Genomic DNA, 22,795 nt, shown 5'->3' on the forward strand with positions numbered 1-22,795 from the left:
CGAGCTGGCAATCATTCGGGAACGCGGTTGGCCGAGCAGTCGGGGCAGGTACCCCAATAGACGACCTCCGCCTCGTCCAGCACGTAGCCGTGATTTTCCGAGGCGGTGAGACAGGGTGTGTGGCCGACGGCGCAGTCGACGTCCGCGATCGCGCCGCAGGAGCGGCACACGACGTGGTGGTGGTTGTCGCCGACCCGGGACTCATAGCGGGCGGTGGCGCCCGCGGGCTGAATGCGCCGCACCAGACCGGCGTCGGTGAGCGCCCGCAGCACGTCGTAGATCGCTTGGTGGGACACCGTCGGGTGATCGACTCGTACCAACGAGATCACCGACTCGGTGTCGATGTGCGGGTGGTCGCTGAGCGCAGCGAGCACCGCCAAGCGGGGCCGGGTCACGCGCAACGAGACCGATCGCAGCTGCGCCTCGAAATCGGAGGTCACACGACGAACCCTAGGCCTTTTCTGGAATAAATCAAGTCTAGGCGAGGGCGCGTCGCCGCCGCGGACACCTTCCACCGCGGTCCGGGCGGCGCGGCCCTCAGCGGGAACGGCGGGCGTTGAGGCGGGCGGCCTGCCGCGTGAGGTGGCCGCGTTCGGCGAGGTTGGGGGCCTTGTCGGCCGCCTCGGCGTACAGCTGTGCCGCCGTCGTCAGGTCGCCGTCGCGCTCGTGGAGGTATGCCGCCACCGCGGCGTGGCGGGGCAGCGAGTCTTCCAGCACCGCGAGCGCAGCCAGCCCGGCGCGCGGCCCGTCGGCCTCACCTACGGCCACCGCGCGGTTGAGCCGGACGACCGGGCTGTCGGTCAGGCGCGCGAGTTCGTCGTACCACTCGACGATCTGCACCCAGTCGGTCTCCTCGGCGGTGGGCGCGTCGGCGTGGAGTGCCGCGATGGCGGCCTGGGCCTGGAACTCGCCGAGCCGGTCGCGGGCCAGCGCCGCCTGCAGGATCTCGACGCCCTCGGCGATCGACGCGGTGTCCCACCGGCCGCGGTCCTGGTCGGCGAGCGGCACCAGGCTGCCGTCGGGCGCGGTCCTGCTGGCGCGCCGGGCGTGGTGGAGCAGCATGAGGGCGAGCAGGCCCGCCACCTCGGGGTGGTCGATCGCCGCCGCAAGCAGGCGGGTGAGGCGGATGGCCTCGGCGGCGAGGTCGACGTCGCCGGAGTAGCCCTCGTTGAACACCAGGTAGAGGACGCGCAGCACGGTGGCGACATCGCCGGGCTGGTCGAACCGCACGCCGGAGACGGTGCGTTTGGCCCGGCTGATGCGCTGCGCCATGGTCGCCTCGGGCACCAGGTAGGCCTCGGCGATCTGACGGGTGGTCAGCCCGCCCACGGCGCGCAGCGTGAGCGCCACCGCGGACGACGGCGTCAGCGACGGGTGGGCGCACAGGAAGTAGAGCTGCAGCGTGTCGTCCACCGACGGCGCGGGCCCTGGCGGCGGCTCCTCGTCGAGGAGGTCCTCACGCCTGCGGCGCGCGGCGTCCGCCCGGGTCGCGTCGAGGAACCGGCGCCAGGCGACGGTGACCAGCCAGCCCTTCGGGTCCCGCGGCGGGTCGGCGGGCCAGACGCGGACCGCCTCGACGAGCGCGTCCTGCACGGCGTCCTCGGCCGCCGCGAAGTCGGCTCCGCGGCGGACGAGGATTCCGAGCACGCTCGGCGTGAGGCTCCGGAGCAGGGCCTCGTTCAGCTGAGAGGTCATTCCGTGATGGTGGGCGACACGCCGTAGAACGGGCGCACCTCGAGCCACTCGTGGATCGGCTTCCCGCCCGCTCCGGGGGCGGCCGACAGCTCCCCGGCCAACTCGATGGCACGCTCGTAGCTGTCGACGTCGATCACCATCCAGCCCGCGATGAGGTCCTTGGTCTCGGCGAATGGTCCGTCGGTGACCGGCGGGCGCCCCTCGCCGTCGTACCGGACGAACGTCCCCTCGGGGGAAAGCGCCTGACCGTCGACGAACTCTCCGGTGCCCTCGAGCCGCTTGGCGAAATCGCTCATGTACTGCATGTGCGCCGAGATCTCCTCCGGCGTCCACTGGTCCATGGGCACGTCGTTGACCGCGGCCGGGGCGCCGCGGTAGTGCTTGAGCAGCAGGTACTTAGCCATGGTGGGTATCTCCTCGGTACTGGTGCGCCCATCTTGGTCGCTTTCACCACGGGGACGGAGCCGGGCCCCGGTTCTCGACATCGCCGTCGGAGAATTTTCGAACTTTGTAGAAGAGCCTCGGTGGGCCGCCGGTCAGGCGGCTGGTTCGCGGGCTGGGACTCCCGAGCGTCTGCGCCGGACGTGGTGCGCGATGGCGACAGCGACGCCGGTGGCGACGAGGAGTGCGGTGATGGCGGGGCTCATGTCTTTCGACAGACTCGGCGCGCTGTTCGGCCCGACTACCCAGAGCGCTCCACCTGGGGCGCCACTTTCCGCGTGCAGTTCCGCGGCCGCCGCCCGCAACGCTGCTTCGGTTTCCATCAGGGGGGCCATCGATCGGCCACGTGAGGTCGTCAGGGAACGACGCGGGGAGGAACTGACCGTCCCGTCCAGTTCGTTGTCTTCGACCCCGAACCCGGCATCTACGGTTTCGCGTGGGACTGCACCGCACCCGCGCGGCATGAATTTCCGCACCAGCGTTTCTCACTGCAAGTGTCGACAACTGTTGATACTTGTGTAGGCAATTCCGCTCCGGCGCCCATTTGGGCTTCAGGCCCCCGCGACCGTGTCGTTATGTGTATTTCGAAGGTTCCACCACGGGTTCCGCTCCTACCCTCGCCGGAATTCCAGGCATGAACATTTTCGCGGAGAATTGACAACGAAGGTAATCATGCGCGTGTCTTCGGGCCGGTCCCTACTTCGGCATTCGCCACCGTGTTGACTGCCGGCCCGGCAGCGGCCGCCGACCCCGCTTATCAGCTGGTATCCACGCCAGAATGCGAGGCCGGGTGCATTTGCGGCTGGAAGCAGGCGAACCATGGAGGAATCGGATGGGGGGTGTATTTCGAACCCGCCGGCCAGTACTGCGAGCAGACAAAGCCGTCCGCCATGGAAATGGACTACGCCCATTCAATGATCAACGACATCGGACATGACACCATTCTCTACCCCGAGGAGAACTGTCAGGTCGAAACGTTCACGTGACTCACGGCCGACGCGAACTCACTCGGCAACCGTGGCTCGGTTGCCGCGTGCGCACAGGCTCCTGAGGAACCAGAGATGGTCCTACACGACAATGGGGAATGCGTCGCCTGGACAGGGCGAGCAGGGTTTGCCGAGACGCTCCAGCAGGCGGTGGCCGCTCGCGGCCTGAGCCTGCGCCAATTGCGCAATCGGCTGCTGGTGCGCGGCATCGATGTCAGCGTCGCGACCCCCGGGCCACTGGCGCAAGGGACGCAGGCAACCGGAGCGGGAGACGTCCCGGCACAGCGTCGAGATTCTCGAGCAGATCCTCTCCCTGGTGCCGGGAACCCTGATCGGCAAGATCGGGTCTCCCCTGCCCCGCGGCCGACCCGGAGAGCCTGCCCGGTGAACCGGCAGGTGAGGTGACGGCCTTGTGCTGACCGTGAGGTCTCGATACCCGCGTGAGGGGGCGTGGTGGCCCACGCCCCCTCATCAGGGCTTGCCTGTCAGAAGGCTGCTTCGCTGAGCACGACCCCGCTGGGGGCCTCACTCATCGTGGTCAGGCTTGCGTAGTTGCGCTCGACCGCGGCTGCTTCCTGGGCGTTGGGGTTGACGCTGCTGCAACTGACTCCGCCCGTGGAGCCGGACATCAGCGACGAACAGGGACCGGGCTTGACGTCGGGCAGCCCGAGGCTGTGGCCCGTTTCGTGGGCCGCGATCCGGACGACGTTGTAGCCCTGGGTCACCGCTTGGCGACCGAACCACCATGTGACGCTGCCGCTGGGACGGACCGGCCCGAGGGTCGCGCGTGGCCAGCCGTTGTCGGCGACAACCCGGATGTTCGCCCGCTGGCCGGGAGTGGCCTTCACGATGCGGACGTTTTTGACGTTGGTGTTCCAGACTTCCATTCCTTTAGCCACCGCGTCCTTGAACTCAGCGGCCTGGCTGTCGTCGTAGGTAAGGGTGATCACCTGCTGCCGGGGCTCGGCAGCCGCGGCGGTGGGAACCGCCACGGCGGCGAGCGGCAGCGTCAGGGCGACACCGGCGATCACTCCGGTAAGTCTGCGTCGAAACATGACTTGTTCCTCGCATTCGATGTGCTGCAGGGATAGCCGCCCGTGTGAGCACAGGGTGCTCGCGCGGACGCCGTGACCGGGATGTTATGACCCGTTCGGCAAATCAAAAACCGCCGATTGTCGCAAGACCGGGCGCCGTGGGATGTGCCATCCGAGCCTGTCCCGCACATAAGTGATTTCAGGTAACGACGGGCCTTCGACACATGCCGTCCGGGCCGGACTTCGAGCGCATGCCGCAAGTGAAGCGTCCTCGAATAGCAGATCTGGTGCGGAGGACGAGGCGCGTGTTCGCTGTGCGAACTATCCATCGAACGCAGTTGCGAATGCCCCCGCATCGGGAAGAAATTGAACAGTGATCAGTCCCGCCGGGCAACCCTGTGTCGCGCCGTCGTTCCCGACCGATCCAGTGCCGCCAGGGACGGTTCGCTCCGCGCAAGAGGGGCCTCCATGATCGGCATCGGGGTCATGGGAACACCCATGGTCGCCGTCCGAGGGACCAGCGCCGCGTTGACAATTAAAAGTTCAACTTTCCCACGGAAGCGCATTGGTTTTCACCGGGTTGGCGGTACCGGGGCAAGTCGATTCACGGAAAGTGAGGGGTTGCCGTGAAAGGGGGCGGGAGTTATGGCGGATTGCTATGGGCATAGGGTCGTAACTCGCTCTCGATCCTTCCACAGATTTCCCACAGATAGCGGGGCTAATCCTTAGCCCGTTTGCCTGAATCCGGCGTGATTCGGGATTGCCCGGGCGAGCGCGGCGATAAGGGGCACCTTGCACAGGATTGCGGTTCGGCTAAGGTTTCCGCACGTGCAATCAAACCCCGCCTTGCGGCAGTCCTGCCGTTAATTCAGATCCAGGCCGGCATGTGGAGGGCTAGACATCCATGAGCAACCCCGACGACAGGACTCCGTTGCACGACAACTACGGTCCGGAGGCGCGGTACGCGGTGGAGCGCGAGGCCGAGCTGCCGACGGCGGCGTGGGAGCGTGAGGTCGCGCGTGGCCTCGAACTCGGACTGCCGGGTGCCGACTCGATTGTCGACAAACGCATTCCGACATTCTCCCGGGGAGAACTGCCGCACTTCGCAGGAATCAATACCTTCCTTAAAGCGCCCTATGTCGAAGATGTCCGAACCTGTGGCGAGTACGACGTCGTGGTGCTCGGCGCGCCGTTCGACGGCGGCACCACCTACCGTTCCGGCACCCGATTCGGACCGCAGGGCATCCGCAAGATCTCCGCACTGTACGGGCCGTACAGTTTCGAACTCGGCGTCGACCTGCGGGAGTCCATCACCATTGCCGATGTCGGGGATGTCTTCACGATTCCCGCCAATATCGAGAAGACGTTCGACCAGATCTCCAAGGCGGTCAGTCACGTCTACGGATCGGGCGCGTTTCCCGTGGTGCTCGGCGGCGACCACTCCATCGGCTATCCCACCGTGCGCGGGGTGGCGGAGCACCTGACCGGAAATCTGGGGATCATCCACTTCGATCGGCACGTCGACACCCAGGAAACCGATCTCGACGAGCGGATGCACACCACGCCGTGGTTCCACGCCACCGACATCCCGCGGGTGCCGCCGAAGAACCTGGTGCAGATCGGCATCGGCGGCTGGCAGGCGCCTCGTCCCGGTGTGAAGGTGGGCCGGGAGCGCGGCACCACGATCATGACCGTCACCGACTGCGTCGAGATGGGCATCGAGGCCGCCGCCGAACGCGCGCTCGAGGTGGCCTGGGATGGTGCCGACGCGGTGTGGCTCAGCTTCGACGTCGACTGCCTTGACGCGGCCTTCGTGCCCGGCACCGGCTGGCCGGAGCCCGGCGGTTTCCTCCCCCGCGAGGTGCTGAAGTTCATCCAGCTCATCGCCGAACGACCGCTCGCGGGCATGGAAGTCGTCGAGTGCTCGCCCCCCTACGACAACGCCGAGATCACCTCGCTGATCGCGACACGCGTCATCTGCGACACCTTGGGCTGCCTCGTCCGCGCAGGTCACCTCCCCCGCTCCCGACCCTAGAGGCCCCGAGGGGATCACCCGCCCCGAAACCTCTGCACACAGGAGAAACACCGTGATTCCCCGGCTCCGCAACAGATTCCTGACGGCTGCTCTGTGCATACTCGCCCTCATCGGCACCGCGACGCTGTCCGCCTGCGATTCGGCGTCCTCCGCCTCGGGCAAGATCAAGCTCGGCTTCAGCGCCTGGCCGGGCTGGTTCCCCTGGCAGGTGGCGCAGGAGAAGGGGTTCTTCGCCAAGCACAAGGTCGACGTGGAGCTCAAGTACTTCGACAACTACACCGACAGCATCAACGCGCTGTCCAGCGGCGTGATCGACGGGAACAGCCAGACGCTCAACGACACACTCGCCTCGGTCAGCGGCGGGGCGCAGCAGCGGGTCGTGCTGGTCAATGACAACTCCACCGGCAACGACCAGGTGATCGCCAGGGAGGGCATCGGCAGCGTCGCCGAGTTGCGCGGCAAGTCCGTCGCCGTCGAACAGGGCGCGGTGGACCACTACCTGCTGCTGCTGGCCCTCCAGCAGGCCGGACTCACGGAGAAGGACATCCAGCTCGTCCCGATGGCCACCGATGCCGCGGCGGCGGCGTTTGTCGCAGGCCGGGTGGATGCCGTCGCGGCGTTCGCGCCGTTCACCACCAAGGCCCTGGAACGCCCGGGTTCCCGCGCGATTGCGACCTCGGCGGAGTTCCCCGGCGCCATCCCCGACCACCTCGCGGTCACCAAGGAGCTGGTCGAGCAGCGTCCGCAGGACGTGCAGGCGCTGGTGAACACCTGGTTCGAGACCGTGCGCTGGATCAAGGAGAACCGGGACGCCGCCGTCGACGTCATGGCCAAGCGTGCCGGGGTGAGCGCCGAGGAGTACCGCGCCTACGACGCGGGCACCACCATCTTCACCAGGCAGCAGAACCTGGACGCCTTCAAGCCCGGCACCACCCCCGCCTATCTCAACCACCAGGCGGTGCTGGCCTCGGACTTCATGCTCGGCTCCGGGCTGGTCGCCAAGCGGCCCGAGCTGGACGGGCTGTTCGACGACCGGTTCGTGAAAGCGGTCCCGGAGTGAGCATGTCGACAATGGACGCTCCGGAGCACACCGTGGGTGCTCGGCGGGCCCGTTCGGAGTGGCCGAAACTGCCGCGCAGGCGCGGCTGGCGGGCCTCCTCGCTGCTGCCCATCCGCGACGCCGTCCCGGTACGCACCTACTGGGCGCTGATGCTGTTGTCCCTGGTGGGGCCGCTGCTGGCGTGGCTGGTAATCGGTGCGACCGGGGTGGTTCCCGAGACGTTCCTGCCCTCCCCCGCCGCGGTCGTCGCTGCGGGCGCGGACATGATCGAATCGGGTGAGCTGCCCACCGACCTGTGGGCCACCACCCGGCGGGTGCTGCTGGGCTTCGGCCTCGCGGTGCTGGTCTCGGTGCCGCTGGGCATCCTGATGGGCACCTTCCACGCGGGCCAGGCCCTGTTCGAACCGGTGATCGGCCTGCTGCGCTACCTGCCCGCCACCGCCTTCGTGCCGCTGCTGATCATCTGGCTCGGCATCGGCGAACCGTCCAAGATCGCCGTGCTTTTCCTCGGCACCTTCTTCTTCAACACCCTGATGACCGCCGATGTGGTGCGCGGTGTGCCGCGCAGGCTCATCGACGTGTCCTTCACCCTCGGCGCCAGCCGCGGCGAGGTCGTGCGCCGGGTGATCGTCCCGCACTCGGTGCCGGGCATCATCGACGCGATCCGCGTCAACGTCGCCGCTGCCTGGAACTTCGTCGTGGTGGCCGAGCTGATCAACGCCACCGAGGGGCTCGGCTACCGGATCGTGCGCTCACAGCGGTTCCTGCAGACCGACAAGATCTTCGCGGTGCTCATCGTGATCGGGCTGGCGGGGCTGCTGATCGACGTGGCGCTGCGGTCGCTGCGGATGCGGGTCGGGCGGTGGACGGGATGACCGGGCTGCTCGAACTGTGCGGGGTGGCCAAGGACTACCCGGTGCCCGGCGGGACCGTGCGGGCCTTGGACGCGGTCGACCTTCGCCTCTCGCGCGGGGAGTTCGTCTGCGTGGTCGGCGCGAGCGGGTCCGGGAAGTCCACGCTGCTGTCCATGGTGGCGGGGCTGACCAGCCCGAGCACGGGTCGCATCCTGCTCGACGGCACGCCCGTCGCCGGACCCGGCCCGGACCGCGGGCTGGTGTTCCAGGACGGGGCGCTGTACCCGTGGCTGAACGTCGAACGCAACATCGGGTTCGGGCTGTCGCTGCTGCCGCTGTCCAGCAGGGAACGCGCCGAGCGGGTGGAGTGGTACCTGGCCGAGACCGGGCTCGGCGAGCTGCGCCGCTCGCTGCCAGGGCAGCTGTCCGGCGGGCAGCGGCAACGGGTCGCGCTGGCGCGGGCGCTGGCCTGCGAGCCGGAGGTGCTGCTGCTGGACGAGCCGTTCGGCGCGCTGGACGTACAGACCAAAGAGGACATGCAGGTGCTGCTGCGCCAGATCTGGCGGGACACCGGCACCACCGTGCTGATGGTGACCCACGATGTGGACGAGGCGGTGTTCCTGGCGCAGCGGGTCATCGTGCTGGCCTGCGATCCCGGCCGGGTGGCCGCCGACGAGCAGGTCCCGCTGCCCGCGAGCCGCGACCTGGATGTCAAGCGCTCCCCCGAGTTCCTGTCCATGCGGGCCGCCATCGAGGACCTGGTCCGGGCACAGCATCGAGGGGTGTCATGAGGTTGTCGGGACGGGCGAGGGTGGCGTCGCTCGTGGTGCTCGCCGTGCTCACCATGGTGCCCGCGGGCTATGTGTTCAACCAGTTCTGGCGGTCCACGGCCGAGGCGAGCGCGTTCAACGAGGCGCAGCGGGCGGGCATCGGCTACCTGCGGCCGCTCACCACGCTGCTGTCCACATTGGTCAACGCGCAGTCGACCGCGGTTCGGGGCCTGCCGGTGGAGGCCGGGTCGGTGCGGCAGGCCATCGGCGAGGTCAACCGCGCGGACCGGCAGTTCGGCGAGGCCATCGGCGTCGGCGGGCGGTGGGCGGAGTTGCCGGGACAGATCGAGGCGGCGCTGCGGCAGCCGGAGTCCGGGCCGGAGACGCGCGGTGCCTACGAGGCGCCGATCAGCTTGACCCGGGCGCTGTTCACGCGGGTCGGGGACGGTTCGGCCGTGGTGCGCGACCCCGGTCAGGAGGTCGCCTACCTGACCGAGGTGACGGTGACGGACCTGCCGGGCATCCTGGTCGACTCGGGCGAGTTGCTCGCGGTCGCGCACGCCATCCCGCCGCGCGCACCGCGCACCCCGACCGTGGCCGAGCCGAGGGTCGCGGTGCTGGTGGACCGGATCGGCTCCGCCGCGCAGTCCATCCGCGGCGGTCAGCGCACGGCCTTGGGGCTGCTCAGGCCACTGGACGAGTTCACCGCTGCCGCCGACGGGCTGGTGCAGGCAGGCACCGCGGAGCTGTCCACGGCTCAGGCCCGCGACACGCTGGACGCCGCGAGGACGCGGCTGGACCAGGCGGCCGTCGGGTTGGGCAAGGCCGCGCTGGACGCGTTGGACACCACGCTGTCCGGGCGCGCGGCGGAAGTGGCCGCGCAGCAACGCAATGCGGTGATCGGGGTGCTGCTCGCGGTGATCACGGGCGCGGCGTTGGTGGCGCTGCGGCTGCACGGCAGACGAGGGCCCGCGCCCGCGGCGGCCCCCGGGCGGGAACGAGAGCGGGAGCCCCATGTCGTTGGATAAGCTCGGAATCCGGGGCAAACTCAACCTGCTCCTGCTCCTCCCCCTCACCGCGTTGGTGCTGGTGGCGGTGCCGTTCGTGGTCAGCGAGGCCGACAACGCCGGGTCCGCGGGCGCGACCGCGCGCACCGCGCATCAGGCGAGGCTGCTCGGTGGGCTGGTGTGGGAGCTTCAACGCGAGCGGCTGGTCACCGCCCACTATCTGGCGTCGCCGACGGCGGGCAAGACGGAGGTGCTGCTCGCCCAGCAGACCGTCTCCGACACCGCCGCGTCGGTGCGGGCGGCGCTGGGCGAGGACACCTCGGACGAGTTGGACTCGGCGTTGACCCGAATCGGCAGCCTCGACCAGCTTCGGCAGGCCGCGCTGCGGCGCGGGGTGTCGATCGACAGCCTGGCCAGGACCTATCACGCCGTCATCGAGTTCGCGATCGACGCACTGCGGATGGTCACGCAGAAGACCAGTGATGCCCAGGGCACCCGGTCGCTGACCGCGCTGGACGCGCTGCTGCGCGCGAACGAACGGAACTCGACCCGGGGCATGGCGTTGATCGCCACCGCGGTGAACCCCTCGACCGGCCTGCCGATCCGCGAGGACGCGGCGGCCCAGGCGGGCATGTTCACCGAACAGTTCGTCCAGCAGGCCGAGGTCGAGCATGCCGCGCTGGTCGTGCTGGTGGAGCAGGGTGAGACCGCGCGGCGCATCGACGGGCTGACCAACCAGAGCGGCCCGGTCACCGGCTCCTATCTGAACGACGTGTTCGGCGCGGTCGAGTCCCAGGCGGTGCTGCGCCGCGCGGTGCAGGACCAGGTCACCAGCCAGATCTCCGAGGCCGCCGCCGACCGCGCCGCCGCGGCCCGCGCCGCGGCCTGGACCGTGGGGATCGGCGCGGCCCTGCTGTTGGTGCTGGTCGTCGGGCTGGTGGTGTTGGTGAGCCGGTCGATCGCCCGCCCGCTGCGGCAGTTGACGGCCGCCGCCACCACGGTCGCCGACGTCGCCGACACCGAGTTGACGCGGGTCAGCGACTCCGAGCACCTGACCGGGCAGGTGCCGCGGTTGGGCTCGATCGCGGTGGGCGCGGGCCATGAGGTCGGGGCGCTCGCCACGGCGTTCAACCGGTTGCAGACCACCGCCGCGCAGCTGCTGGAACGGCAGATCGTGGTGCGGCGCAACGTGAGTCTGATGTTCGCCAACGTCGCGCAGCGCACGCAGAACCTGGTCGGACGGCAGCTGACCATCGTCGACGAGCTGGAACGCAACGAGCAGGACCCCGCGTTGCTGGCGGGCCTCTACCGGCTGGACCACCTGTCCACCCGGTTGCGCCGCAACGCGGAGAACCTGCTCGTCGTCGCCGGGGTCCGGGACGACGCCAAGATCAGCAAGCCGGAGCCGATCGCCACCATGCTGCGCGCGGCATTGGCCGAGATCGAGGACTACCAACGGGTTCGCTTCGGCGCGCTCGATGAGGTGACGGTGGCGTCCTCTGCCAGCGCCGACCTGGTGCTGGTCTTCGCCGAACTGCTGGAGAACGCCACCTCGTTCTCGCCGCCGTCGACCACCGTGGAGGTCACCACGGGCTTCGACGGCCAGAGCCGCTGTGTGGTGCGCATCGTGGACCACGGCATCGGCATGAAGCCCGAACAGCTCGCCGAGGAGAACCGGCGGCTGGTCGAGCGGGAGCGGCTGGACATCGCGCCGACCAGCCTGCTCGGCCTGTTCGTGGTCGGTCGCCTCGCGCGCAGGCACGGGCTTTCGGTCGAGCTGTCGGACACCGAGGGCGGTGGGGTCACCGCCACGGTGACCGTCCCGTCGGCGCTGCTGCACCGGGTCGAACGCATGCCGAGCCCGCGCCCCCGCGAGAGCGCGCCGAGCAGTCCCCTGCCGGTGCCGCCGGTGCCGACCCTGTCCATCCCCGCCGCCGAATCCGGCGAGCCCTTCCCCTGGTTCGCCCTGCCCGCCCTCACCGCGCCCGCGAGCACCCCCGCGCTGCCGCCCGCACGCGTCAAGGAGACGGAGAGCCGGGGAGAGCTGCGGCGCAGGGTGCCGGGCGCGCAGCTTCCCGGCAGCCCCCGCACACCCGAGCGGGAACCCGCCCGCGCGCACGACACGGCGGCGGCGCAGGAGTCGATGGCGGGCTATCAGGCGGCGATCGCCAAGGCGGCCAACGAACCCGCGCGTGGCGGGCTGGTTCGCCGGGTGCCCGGCGCGTATCTCGCGCCCGGCCTGCGGCCACCCACGAGCGTGCTCGCGGCGCCATCCAACGGCGGCTGGCGGGAGCGGGATCCAGAGGCGGAACGAAACGCGTTTGATGGCCTGGCCAGGGGCATGGCGGCGATCAAACCGGCAGGGGCCTGCGCGGTCAGCGAAGCCGCGGCAGGTCGTGATCATCCAACGGGAGAGAACTCACCATGAGCACGCCGACATCCGGCATCAGCGTCGCGGCCCAGAACTTCAACTGGCTGGTCAGCCGCTTCACGCAGAACACCTCGGGGGCGATCGCCGCCATCGCGGTGTCCTCCGACGGCCTGCTGATCGCCACCTCATCGGAGCTGGAACGCTCCAACGCCGACCGTCTCGCCGCGATCTCCTCGGCGATCCTCAGCCTGGCCAACGGGGTCGCCGAATGCCATCCGCTCGGCGACCCCGACAAGGTGGTCATCGAGTTGACCGACGGCTACCTGCTGGTCTGCACGATCAGCATCGGCTGTGCGCTGGGCGTGCTCGCCACCAAGGAGTCCAGCCTCGGCACGATCGCCTACGAGATGGCGGTGTTCGCCAACCGCGCCAGTGCGGTGCTCACGCCCGCGTTGATCGAGGAACTCAAGCTGATGGTCGGTACCTGATCGGGGAGGAAACATGGAGCGGGAGCCTCAAGTCTCACCGCTGCGGCCGTATCTGATCACCTCGGGGCGGGCCGAGCCGGTCGACCGGTCGCTGGAGATGGAGACCCAGATCCAGACGCGGGAAGCGGCACGCGCCGCGCTGGCCAGGCTCGACTTCGAACTCCGCGACATCGTCGAGTTGTGCCGCAGCACGAAGTCCGTCGCCGAGATCGCCGCCACCCTCGGGCTGCACCTCGGTGTCGCCCGCGTGCTCGTGGCCGACCTCGCCGCGAACGGCTACGTCGACGTGGTGCGGCCGACCGCCCGCCTGTCGCAAGACCAGAACATGCTGGAAAGGGTCATCCGTGGACTCGAAACAATCTGCTAGCCGCAGGCCGCCGACCCCGGTGAAGATCGTCATCGCGGGCGGCTTCGGCGTCGGCAAAACCACGGCGGTGGGCGCCATCTCCGAGATCCTGCCACTCACCACCGAGGCGGCCATGACCACGCTGTCGGCCGACGTCGACGGCACCGGGCACGTCCCGGACAAGACCACCACAACGGTGGCGCTGGACTTCGGCTGCCTGACCCTGGACGAGGACATCAAGCTGTACCTGTTCGGCACACCCGGCCAGGACCGGTTCGGGTTCATGTGGCGCGATCTGGTGCAGGGCGCGCTGGGCGCCCTGGTCATCGTCGACACCCGGCGCGCCGACGACTGTTACCCCGCCGTGGACTACTTCGAGAAGGCGGGCCTTCCGTTCGTGGTCGGCGTCAACCTGTTCAACGGCACGCTGCAGCACGACCTGGACGACGTGCGGTGGGCGCTGGCGATCGGCGAGGACGTCCCGCTGATCACCTTCGACGCCCGCGACCGGCGCTCCGTGCGGGACGCCCTGCTCGCCGTGCTGCACAACACCCTCGACCGCGTCCGAAGCACTGCGGGCTGAGGTCAGGTGGCGGGCGCCGCCGCGGGAGCGGGTGCCCGACGGACGAACAGCGCCGCGATCAACGCGAGCACACCGACCACCCCGCCGATGATGAACGCGGTACGCAGCCCGTTGGCGTCCGGGATGCCCGCCGGGTTCGTGCTGGCCAGGGTCGCCGCGCTGACGAAGACCGCGGTGCCGAACGCGCCCGCCACCTGCTGGAGCGTGGACAGGATCGCGCTGCCGTGCGAGTAGAGGTGTTCGGGCAGCGCGCCGAGCGATTCCGTCATCAGCGGGGTCATCATGAAACCGAGGCCCGCCATGAGCAGGATGTGGATCGCGACGACCGCGGCCAGCGACGAGTCCGGTCCGAGGGTGGCGAACAGCCACAGCGACACCGCCATGGCCAGCGCGCCGGGGATCACCAGCGGTCGGGGGCCGAAGCGGTCGAACAGCGCCCCGACCGGGCGGCCGAGGAGCCCGAGCACCAAGCCGCCGGGCAGCACGACAAGGCCGCTGACGAACGTGCTGGTGTGCAGCACGGTCTGCAGGAACAGCGGCAGCGTGATCGTCGCCGCACCCAGCAGGGTCACGAACAGCAGTCCGGTCAGGACCAGCGCGATGACGAAGCCGCGGTGGTTGAAGGCCCGCAGGTCGAGCAACGCCTTGTCCTCGCGTTGCAGCCGGATCTGGCGCCAGACGAACACCGCGAGCGCGGCCAGGCCCACGACGATCGGGACCCACGTCGGCAGCGGTTGGTGACCGCCGGACTCGCCGGAGATGGACAGGCCGTAGAGCAGCCCGCCGAAGCCGATCATGGACAGCAGCACCGAGGGCAGGTCCAGCGGCACCGAGCGGGTCTGGGATGCCAAGCGGAACCACATCACGCCCGCGGCCAGCGCGGCCAACGCCAGCGGGAGCACGATCCAGAACATCCAGCGCCAGCCCAGCGAGGACAGCACCGCGCCGCCGATGGTCGGCCCGATCGCGGGGGCGACGGCGATGACGATGGTGATCGTGCCCATCGTCGCGCCGCGCCGCTCCGGCGGCACCAGCCGCATGATCGAGGTCATCAGCAGCGGGATCATCACCGCGGTGCCGCAGGCCTGCACGACCCGGCCGACCAGCAGCATCCCGAAACCGGGCGCCAGCGCGCTGATCAGCGTGCCGATGCTGAACAGGGTCAGCGAGGCCAGGAAGACCTGGCGTGGTGTGAACCGTTCGAGCAGGTAGCCCGTGGTCGGGATGACCACGGCCATCGCGAGCAGGAACCCGCTGGTCAGCCACTGCACCGTGGTGGTCGTGACGTCGAGGTCGACGGTGAGGTCCCGCAACGCGACACTGAGGATCGTCTCGTTGAGGATCATCACGAACGCCGAGACAACCAGCACGCCGATCAGCAGACCCGACCGCAACGGCGGCGCCTCACGATCAGGGGCGAGCACGGCGGTGGCGGGAGCAGACATGGACGGGCACCTCACGAGAATCGGGGAAGACGCCTTCCAACGGCGTCATCTGGAAAACGCGTGTCGTCCAAGATTCATTTCAGCAACTCGCCAAGCCACTGAAAACGGCATAGGTCGACATCACGGCGGAACACACCGCGCCCACATGCATGTCAGAGATGTGACAAACCTGCTCGTCGGAGCACCGCTCGGAGACCCGTCCGCGCGGCGCGGGCGTAGGCTGATTCTACCTGGCCCAGGCGGCTGTGGCCGTCAACCGGCAGTCGATCTGGTCGCTACACTCGGCCCGGTGTTCCGTCGTATCGCCATCGTCAACCGTGGTGAGGCCGCGATGCGGCTCATTCACGCCGTCCGAGACCTGGCCGCGGAGACCGCGACGCCGATCGAGACCGTCGCCCTGCACACCGACGTCGACCGCGCCGCCACCTTCGTGCGCGAGGCGGACGCCGCCTACGACCTCGGTCCCGCGTCCGCGCGCCCCTACCTCGACCTGAAGGCGCTGGAGCGCGCCCTGGTGGAGACCAAGGCCGACGCCGCGTGGGTCGGCTGGGGCTTCGTGGCGGAGGACCCGGCGTTCGCGGAACTGTGCGCGGAGATCGGCATCACCTTCGTCGGGCCGAGCGCGGAGGCCATGCGCAGGCTCGGCGACAAGATCGGCGCGAAGCTGATCGCCGAGGAGGTCGGGGTGCCGGTCGCGCCCTGGAGCCGGGGTGCGGTCGAAACCCTGGACGCGGCCCTGGCGGCCGCCACCGAGATCGGCTACCCGTTGATGTTGAAGGCCGCCGCGGGCGGCGGTGGGCGCGGCATCCGGGTGATCACGAACCCGGCCGAGCTTGCCGATGCCTACGAGCGCACCAGCCAGGAGGCCGCGCGGGCCTTCGGCAGCGGCGTCGTGTTCCTGGAGCGCCTGATCACCGGGGCTCGGCACGTCGAGGTCCAGGTCATCGCCGACGGCCAGGGCACCGCCTGGGCCCTGGGCGTCCGGGACTGCTCGGTGCAGCGGCGCAACCAGAAGGTCGTCGAGGAGTCGGCGTCGCCGGTGCTCAGCCCCGAGCAGGCGGCCGAGCTTAAGGCCTCGGCGGAGCGACTGGCCCTGTCGGTCGGCTACCGCGGTGCGGCGACGGTCGAGTTCCTCTACCACCCCGGCGACAAGCTGTTCGCGTTCCTCGAGGTCAACACCCGCCTGCAGGTCGAGCACCCGATCACCGAGGCGACCACCGGATTCGACCTGGTCAAGGCGCAACTGCACGTGGCAGCAGGTGGCAGGCTCGACGGCAGGCCGCCGGTGGAGCGCGGGCACGCCATCGAGGCCCGGCTCAACGCCGAGGACCCCGACCGCGACTTCGCCCCCTCCCCCGGCCGCATCGCGCGGCTGGACCTGCCCGCCGGGGCCGGTATCCGGGTGGACACCGGGGTCAGCGCGGGCGATGTCATCCCCGCCGACTTCGACTCGATGATCGCGAAGATCATCGCCTACGGCCGGGACCGCGACGAGGCGCTCGGCAGGCTGCGCCGGGCGATGGCGCAGACCACGGTGATCATCGAGGGCGGCGCGACGAACAAGAGCTTCGTGCTCGACCTGCTGGACCGGCCCGAGGTGATCGACGGCAGCGCGGACACCGGCTGGATCGACCGCGTCCGCGGCCAGGGCGAGCTTGTCTCGCACCGCCACTCCGCCGTCGCGCTGGCTGCCGCCGCCATCGAGGCCTACGAAGAAGAGGAACGCGCCGAACGGCTGCGGCTGCTGTCCACGGCCTTCGGCGGACGCCCGCAGGTGCGGCACGAGAGCGGCCGACCGCTGGACCTCAAGCTGCGCGGCATCGCCTACCGCGTACGCGTCGCCCGGGTCGGCGCCCACCGCTTCCGCGTGGGCATCGAAGCGGGTGGCCACTCGCACACCGCCGATGTCGAACTCGACCGCTTCGACCGGCACACCGGGCGGATCACCGTCAACGGCACCCGGTACCGCCTGCTCACCGGCACCCACGGCCCCATCCACCTGATCGAGGTGGACGGCGTGACGCACCGCGTCGGCCGCGACGAGGGCGGCGTCCTCCGCTCCCCCATGCCCGCGCTGGTCGTCGCCACCCCGCTGGAGGTCGGCGACGAGGTCGAAGCGGGTGCGCCGGTGCTGGTGCTCGAGAGCATGAAGATGGAGAACGTGCTGCGGGCGCCGTTCAAGGCGCGCCTGAAGGAGCGCGTGGTCTCCGTCGGCAGCCAGGTGGAGACCGGTGCGCCGCTGCTGCGGCTGGAGCCGCTCACCGGCGCCGAGGACACCTCGACCGTCGAGCCCGTCGAGCTTGACCTGCCCGCCGCCCTCCAGGACGTCCCCGCCCGCGAGCGTGTCGCCCGCGGTTTGGAGGACCTGCGCAGCCTGCTGCTCGGCTTCGACGTCGACCCCCACGACGAAGGCCGCGTGCTCGAGGACTACCTCGCCGCGCGCCGGTCGGCTACCGGCCGATCGGTGGGCAAGGAGCTGGAACTCGTCGATGTGTTCGCCGACCTCGCCGAGCTGAGCCGCAACCTGCCGGTGGGCGGTGAACTCGGCGGCGACGGGCATGTGCACAGCGCCCGCGAGCACTTCCACACCTACCTGCAGAGCCTCGACGTCGAGCGGGCCGGGCTGCCCGAGGCGTTCCAGGCCAAACTCGCCACGGCACTGCGGCACTACGGGGTCACCGAACTGGAACGCACCCCGGAACTCGACGCCGCGGTGTTCCGGATCTTCCTCGCCCAGCAGCGCGCGTCCGCCGACGCCGCGGTCATCGCGACGCTACTGCGCACCTGGCTGCGGGAGCCGCCGCCGGAGGAGACGCTGCGCGAACCCGCGGGTCTGACGCTGGAGCGGCTGGTGGCCGCGACACAGGTCCGCTTCCCCGTGGTCGCCGACCTCGCCCGCGGCGTGGTGTTCGCCTGGTTCGCCCAGCCGCTGCTGCGCCGCAACCGCGCCCGCGTATACGCCGACGTCCGCAGGCACCTGCGTCACCTCGACGCGCACCCGGACGCGCCGGACCGCGCCGAGCGCATCGCCGAGATGGTGCGCAGCACCGAGCCGCTGGTGCGGCTGCTCGGTCAGCGGCTGGGCCGCGACAACCTGGACAACGCGGTGATGCTGGAGGTGCTGACCCGGCGTTACTACGGAAACAAGGGCCTCACCGCCGTGCGCACCCGCGAGGTCGCGGGCTGCACGTTCGTGGTCGCCGAACGCGGTGACGACCACCCTCGCCCCAGTGTGGTCTCCGCCGCGGTGAGCTTCGATGAGCTCGGCAGCGTGCTGCACGGGTTGGCCGAACTCGCGATCGGTGAGCCCGCGATCGACGCCGACATCTACCTCGCCTGGGAGGGACAGCCGGAGGACTCGGCCGAGGCAGCGGCCGCGCTGCACGAGGTCGTCGGCGCGCACCCGCTGCCGAACCAGGTCCGCAGACTCACCGCCACCGTCGCGGGCAGCCGCGGCGCGGTGATGCACCACCACTTCACCTTCCGCCCGTCGGGCGACGGCATGGTCGAGGAGCGGCTGATCCGCGGCCTGCACCCCTACATCGCGCAGCGGATGCAGCTGGAACGGCTGCACAAGTTCGACCTCGCTCGGCTGCCGTCCTCCGACGAGGAGGTCTACCTCTTCCGGTGCGTAGCCAGGGAGAATCCGTCCGACGAGCGCCTGGTGGCGTTCGCGCAGGTGCGCGACCTGACCGAGCTGCGGGAGCACGACGGCAGGCTGGTCGCGCTGCCCACCGCCGAGGACGTCATCGCCATCTGCCTGGACTCGATCCGCCGCGCCCAGGCGCAGCGACCGGCGGGCAAGCGCTTCAACACCAACCGGATCGTGATCTACGTCTGGCCGCCCGCCGAGCTCACCCGGCGGGAACTGGACCGGCTCGCCGCGCGTGTGCTGCCGACGACCGCGGGCGCCGGGCTGGAGGAGATCCTGCTGATCGCGCGGCGCCGCGACCGGCACACCGGTGCGCTGACCAAGACCACCGTGCGGGTCCGCTTCGACGCCACCGGCGGCACCGAGTTGACCGTCGGCGCACCGTCGGAGGAGCCGGTCGAGCCACTGGACGACTACCGGCAGAAGGTGCTGCGCGCCAGCAGCCGCAACACCGTGTACCCGTACGAGCTCACCGGCCTGCTCGGTGACTTCGTCGAACACGACCTCGACGACAACCACGCGCTGGTCCCCGTCGACCGGCCCAAGGGGCGCAACACCGCGGCGATCGTCGCGGGCGTGGTCACCACCCCGACCCGGCGATACCCGGAGGGCGTCACCAGGGTCCTGCTGCTCGGCGATCCGACGAAGTCGCTCGGCGCGCTGTCGGAGCCGGAGTGCCGTCGCGTGATCGCCGCGCTGGACCTGGCCGAGCGGATGCGGGTGCCGCTGGAGTGGTTCGCGTTGTCCGCCGGTGCCCGCATCTCCATGCGGTCGGGTACCGAGAACATGGACTGGGTCGCCGCGGCGCTCAAGCGGATCGTCGAGTTCACCCAGGACGGCGGCGAGATCAACATCGTGGTCGCGGGCATCAACGTCGGCGCGCAGCCGTACTGGAACGCCGAGGCGACGATGCTCATGCACACCAAGGGCATCCTGGTGATGACGCCGGATTCGGCGATGGTGCTCACCGGCAAGCAGTCACTGGACTTCTCCGGTGGCGTGTCGGCCGAGGACAACTTCGGCATCGGCGGCTACGACCGCGTGATGGGCCCGAACGGGCAGGCGCAGTACTGGGCGCCCAACCTGGCCGCCGCACGCGATGTGCTGATGTCGCACTACGACCACACCTACGTCGCGCCGCAGGAGGACGCGCCGCGGCGGGCGAAGACGAACGACCCGGTCGACCGCGACGTCTCCGGGTTCCCGCATGCGGTGGTGGGCAGCGACTTCACCACCGTCGGCGAGATCTTCTCCGCCGAGGCCAACCCGGATCGCAAGAAGGCCTTCGACATCCGCACCGTGATGCGCGCGCTGTCCGATCAGGACCATCCGGTGCTGGAGCGCTGGGCGGGCATGGCCGATGCGGACACCGCCGTGGTGCAGGACGTGCACCTCGGCGGGCGGTCGGTGTGCCTGGTCGGCATCGAGTCCCGGTCGGTGCCGCGGCGGGGCTTCCCGCCCACCGACGGACCGGACACCTACACCGCGGGCACGTTGTTCCCGCGGTCGTCGAAGAAGGTGGCGCGGGCGATCAACGCGGCAAGCGGCAACCGGCCGCTGGTGGTGCTGGCCAACCTGTCGGGCTTCGACGGTTCGCCTGAGTCGATGCGGAAGCTGCAGTTGGAGTACGGCGCCGAGATCGGTCGGGCGGTGGTGAACTTCCGGGGGCCGATCGTGTTCTGCGTGATCTCCCGATATCACGGCGGCGCGTTCGTGGTGTTCTCGAAGGCGTTGAACCCCAACATGACCGTGCTGGCGCTGGAGGGTTCGTTCGCTTCGGTGCTCGGCGGCGCGCCCGCCGCAGCGGTGGTGTTCTCCGGCGAGGTCAACGCGCGGACCGCGGCCGACCCGCGAGTGCGGGATCTGGAGGCTCGGGTCGCGGCGGCCGCAGGCGCCGACCGTGCCGTGTTGACCGCGGAGCTGGACGAGCTTCGCGCGTCGGTCCGCGCGGACAAGCTCGGTGAGGTGGCCGCGGAGTTCGACGGGGTGCACAACATCCAGCGCGCCGTGGAGGTCGGCTCCGTGGACGCCGTGATCCGGGCCGCCGAACTCCGCCCTCGCATCATCGAGGCCATCGAGTCCCGACTGGGCTAGAGGTTCAGCGGGGGAAGGCTGCCGGAGGGCTGCGGTACTCCCCCGCTCTGGGACCGGCCGTCCCAAGGCGCCGGTTCAGGCTGTCCCTCGGAGCGGTAGAGCTCGTCGATGAGGACGGCGAAGCGGTCGGTGATCACCCGTCGCCGCAGCTTCATGGTCGGGGTCAGCTCGCCGCTGTCGGGGGTCCACGGCCGCCCGAGAACCCGGTAGCGCTTGATTTGCTCCGGCCTGGCCAGCTTGTCGTTGGTTGCCCTGACGACTTGGTCCAGTTCGGCCAGTACCGCGGGGTGCGCGGCCAGGTCGGCGAGGGTGTCGGCGTCGATGCCGTTGGCGTGTGCCCAGGCTGGGGCTGCCTCCTCGTCCAGTGCGATGAGCGCGGTGAGGTAGGGGCGGCGGTCGCCGATCGCGGCCGCGTGGCCGACCAGGGGGTGTGCGCGCAGCAGGCCCTCGATCCGCGCGGGTGAGATGTTCTTGCCGCTGGAGGAGATGATCAGTTCCTTCTTGCGGTCGGTGATGGTGAGGTAGCCGTCGGCGGTGAGGGTGCCGACGTCGCCGGTGGCCAGCCAACCCCCGCCGTCGACCGCAGGTTCCACGGTGCCGTCGGGTTGGAGGTAGCCGAGGCACACCAGTGGGCCGTTGACCAGGATCTCGCCGTCCTCGGCCAGCTTCACCCGCATGCCGGGGTTGGGCAGGCCCACGGTGCCCGGCCGGAACCGCTGCGGGGTGTTGATGGTCGAGGTTCCGGTGGTTTCGGTCATGCCCCAGACCTCGAGCACCTCGATGCCCAGGCCCGCGAGGTGGTAGAGCGCCTCGACGGGGATCGGCGCGGCTCCGCTGCCCGGCCAGATCAGGTTGTCCAGTCCCAGCATCGCCCGGATCGGGCGGAGCACGGTGCGGTCCGCCTCGGCCACCTGGTCGGCCAGGTCCTCGGGAACGGGCCGGTCCTCGGCCCGCAGACGGTAGGCGCGCAGGGTGAGCGCGTGCGCCTGCTCGAACGCCGCCCGGTGCTCCGCGGGCAGGGCGGCTGTGATCGCGCCCAGCGCGGTGATCAGCTTTTCCCATACTCGCGGCACCCCGAAGAAGGACGCGGGCCGCACGTCGCGCAGCGCCGTCACGAGTTGGGCGGGGTCCGCGCAGATGTGGGTGTGCCCGGCGCGGAAGATCGGCACGTAGATGCCGAGTACGCGTTCGGCGATGTGCGCGAGCGGCAGGTAGGACACCGTGGGTCCGTGCGCCGGGGTCGGCACGAGGGCGTCCAGGGTGGCGGCCTGGTAGAGCACGTTGGTGTGGCTGAGCAACACGCCCTTCGGGTCGCCGGTGGTGCCCGAGGTATAGAGCAAGGTCACCGGCTGCTCGGGGGTGACCGCCTGCCACAGGTCGGCGAACAGCCCTGGCTGCGCCCGGTGCCGTTCCCGGCCCGCTTCGAGTACCGCGGACCACGAGCGGAACCGGTCATCGGAGCCGGGGACCGCGTCTTCGTCGAGCACCAGCACCGTGCGCAGGTCGGGCAGGTCGGGCAGGATCGGTCGCCAACGGTCGAGTTCGGCGGCTCCGCCCAGCACCAGCAGCGGGGCTTTGCTGTGCCTGCCGAGGTACCGGAGTTGGTCCGGGCTCAGCGTCGAGTAGGCGGTGCACGGCACCGCGCCGAGGTGCACGGCGGCGAGGTCGGTGATCCAGTGCTCCGGCCGGGCCGACATCATGATCAGCATCCGGTCGCCGGGTCGCACACCCGATTCGGCGAGGCCGAGGGTCAGCGCCGCGATCTCCTCGCGCAGCCGCGCCCAGGTCAGCGTGACCGGGTGGGATTCGTCCACTGTGGTCAGGGCCGGGAGGGTGCCGAACCCGGTGGCGTTGCGGTGCAGGAGCATCGGGACGGTCACGCCCGCGACGGTCCGCGCGCAGTCTTCCTCGATCGTCATTGCCCACCTCGTCAT

18 protein-coding genes are annotated in these 22,795 nt (G+C 70.0%); 12 read left to right on the plus strand and 6 right to left on the minus strand.

Going from position 1 to position 22,795, the window contains the following annotated elements:
• Positions 1–11: 11 nt before the first annotated feature.
• From ACU6XJ_RS25690 to ACU6XJ_RS25700, 3 genes are all read right to left on the minus strand, one after another.
• Positions 12–440 (minus strand): Fur family transcriptional regulator, encoded by a 429-nt coding sequence (locus ACU6XJ_RS25690; RefSeq protein ID WP_476316887.1) that lies wholly within the window; start codon positions 438–440, stop codon positions 12–14.
• A 97-nt stretch (positions 441–537) separates the two neighbouring features.
• Positions 538–1,695, minus strand: a complete 1,158-nt coding sequence (locus ACU6XJ_RS25695) for an RNA polymerase sigma factor (protein WP_476316889.1) — start codon at positions 1,693–1,695, stop codon at positions 538–540.
• Positions 1,692–2,099: a YciI family protein gene (locus tag ACU6XJ_RS25700; protein WP_476316891.1), complete on the minus strand. Its 408-nt coding sequence runs from the start codon at positions 2,097–2,099 to the stop codon at positions 1,692–1,694. The genes ACU6XJ_RS25695 and ACU6XJ_RS25700 overlap by 4 nt, the downstream gene beginning before the upstream one ends.
• A 753-nt stretch (positions 2,100–2,852) precedes the next feature.
• Between ACU6XJ_RS25700 and ACU6XJ_RS25705 the strand changes: the two genes are divergently transcribed.
• Positions 2,853–3,122 (plus strand): hypothetical protein, encoded by a 270-nt coding sequence (locus ACU6XJ_RS25705; protein WP_476316894.1) that lies wholly within the window; start codon positions 2,853–2,855, stop codon positions 3,120–3,122.
• Positions 3,123–3,333: 211 nt separating this feature from the next.
• Positions 3,334–3,510, plus strand: coding sequence for a hypothetical protein (locus ACU6XJ_RS25710; protein ID WP_476316897.1), 177 nt, complete (start codon positions 3,334–3,336; stop codon positions 3,508–3,510).
• Between the two features lie 97 nt (positions 3,511–3,607).
• Here ACU6XJ_RS25710 and ACU6XJ_RS25715 read toward each other — a convergent pair whose 3' ends face one another.
• The gene (locus ACU6XJ_RS25715; RefSeq protein WP_476316899.1) at positions 3,608–4,177 is read right to left on the minus strand and encodes a snapalysin family zinc-dependent metalloprotease; all 570 of its coding nucleotides are present in this window, start codon (positions 4,175–4,177) and stop codon (positions 3,608–3,610) included.
• Positions 4,178–5,060: 883 nt separating this feature from the next.
• On the opposite strand from ACU6XJ_RS25715, the gene ACU6XJ_RS25720 reads away from it, so the two are divergent.
• Genes ACU6XJ_RS25720 through ACU6XJ_RS25760 form a run of 9 tightly spaced genes read left to right on the plus strand, consistent with a single transcriptional unit; the run spans position 5,061 to position 13,670 of the window.
• Complete coding sequence (locus ACU6XJ_RS25720) at positions 5,061–6,191, plus strand: agmatinase family protein (protein ID WP_476316901.1); 1,131 nt, start codon at positions 5,061–5,063, stop codon at positions 6,189–6,191.
• Positions 6,192–6,243: 52 nt separating this feature from the next.
• Positions 6,244–7,251, plus strand: a complete 1,008-nt coding sequence (locus ACU6XJ_RS25725; protein WP_476316904.1) for an ABC transporter substrate-binding protein — start codon at positions 6,244–6,246, stop codon at positions 7,249–7,251.
• Between the two features lie 2 nt (positions 7,252–7,253).
• Positions 7,254–8,126: an ABC transporter permease gene (locus ACU6XJ_RS25730; protein ID WP_476316907.1), complete on the plus strand. Its 873-nt coding sequence runs from the start codon at positions 7,254–7,256 to the stop codon at positions 8,124–8,126.
• Complete coding sequence (locus ACU6XJ_RS25735; protein ID WP_476316910.1) at positions 8,123–8,896, plus strand: ABC transporter ATP-binding protein; 774 nt, start codon at positions 8,123–8,125, stop codon at positions 8,894–8,896. Before ACU6XJ_RS25730 ends, ACU6XJ_RS25735 begins: the two co-directional genes overlap by 4 nt.
• Positions 8,893–9,903: a hypothetical protein gene (locus tag ACU6XJ_RS25740; protein WP_476316913.1), complete on the plus strand. Its 1,011-nt coding sequence runs from the start codon at positions 8,893–8,895 to the stop codon at positions 9,901–9,903. Before ACU6XJ_RS25735 ends, ACU6XJ_RS25740 begins: the two co-directional genes overlap by 4 nt.
• A complete protein-coding gene (locus ACU6XJ_RS25745; RefSeq protein WP_476316916.1) occupies positions 9,890–12,310 on the plus strand; it encodes a sensor histidine kinase in 2,421 nt (806 codons plus the stop codon). Before ACU6XJ_RS25740 ends, ACU6XJ_RS25745 begins: the two co-directional genes overlap by 14 nt.
• Positions 12,307–12,741 (plus strand): roadblock/LC7 domain-containing protein, encoded by a 435-nt coding sequence (locus ACU6XJ_RS25750; RefSeq protein WP_476316919.1) that lies wholly within the window; start codon positions 12,307–12,309, stop codon positions 12,739–12,741. The genes ACU6XJ_RS25745 and ACU6XJ_RS25750 overlap by 4 nt, the downstream gene beginning before the upstream one ends.
• 13 nt (positions 12,742–12,754) lie before the next feature.
• Positions 12,755–13,108 (plus strand): DUF742 domain-containing protein, encoded by a 354-nt coding sequence (locus tag ACU6XJ_RS25755; RefSeq protein ID WP_476316922.1) that lies wholly within the window; start codon positions 12,755–12,757, stop codon positions 13,106–13,108.
• The gene (locus ACU6XJ_RS25760; RefSeq protein WP_476316925.1) at positions 13,086–13,670 is read left to right on the plus strand and encodes a GTP-binding protein; all 585 of its coding nucleotides are present in this window, start codon (positions 13,086–13,088) and stop codon (positions 13,668–13,670) included. Before ACU6XJ_RS25755 ends, ACU6XJ_RS25760 begins: the two co-directional genes overlap by 23 nt.
• A 2-nt stretch (positions 13,671–13,672) precedes the next feature.
• Here ACU6XJ_RS25760 and ACU6XJ_RS25765 read toward each other — a convergent pair whose 3' ends face one another.
• Positions 13,673–15,115, minus strand: coding sequence for a DHA2 family efflux MFS transporter permease subunit (locus tag ACU6XJ_RS25765; protein ID WP_476316928.1), 1,443 nt, complete (start codon positions 15,113–15,115; stop codon positions 13,673–13,675).
• A 289-nt stretch (positions 15,116–15,404) separates the two neighbouring features.
• On the opposite strand from ACU6XJ_RS25765, the gene ACU6XJ_RS25770 reads away from it, so the two are divergent.
• Positions 15,405–20,861 (plus strand): ATP-binding protein, encoded by a 5,457-nt coding sequence (locus ACU6XJ_RS25770; RefSeq protein ID WP_476316931.1) that lies wholly within the window; start codon positions 15,405–15,407, stop codon positions 20,859–20,861.
• On the opposite strand, the gene ACU6XJ_RS25775 is transcribed toward ACU6XJ_RS25770, so the two are convergent.
• Positions 20,858–22,780 carry an AMP-dependent synthetase/ligase gene (locus ACU6XJ_RS25775; RefSeq protein WP_476316934.1) on the minus strand — a complete coding sequence of 641 codons (1,923 nt, stop codon included), beginning with the start codon at positions 22,778–22,780 and terminating at the stop codon, positions 20,858–20,860. The two genes, ACU6XJ_RS25770 and ACU6XJ_RS25775, sit on opposite strands and share 4 nt — an antisense overlap.
• Positions 22,781–22,795 lie beyond the last annotated feature (15 nt).

Source organism: Actinorectispora metalli (genome assembly GCF_056323685.1).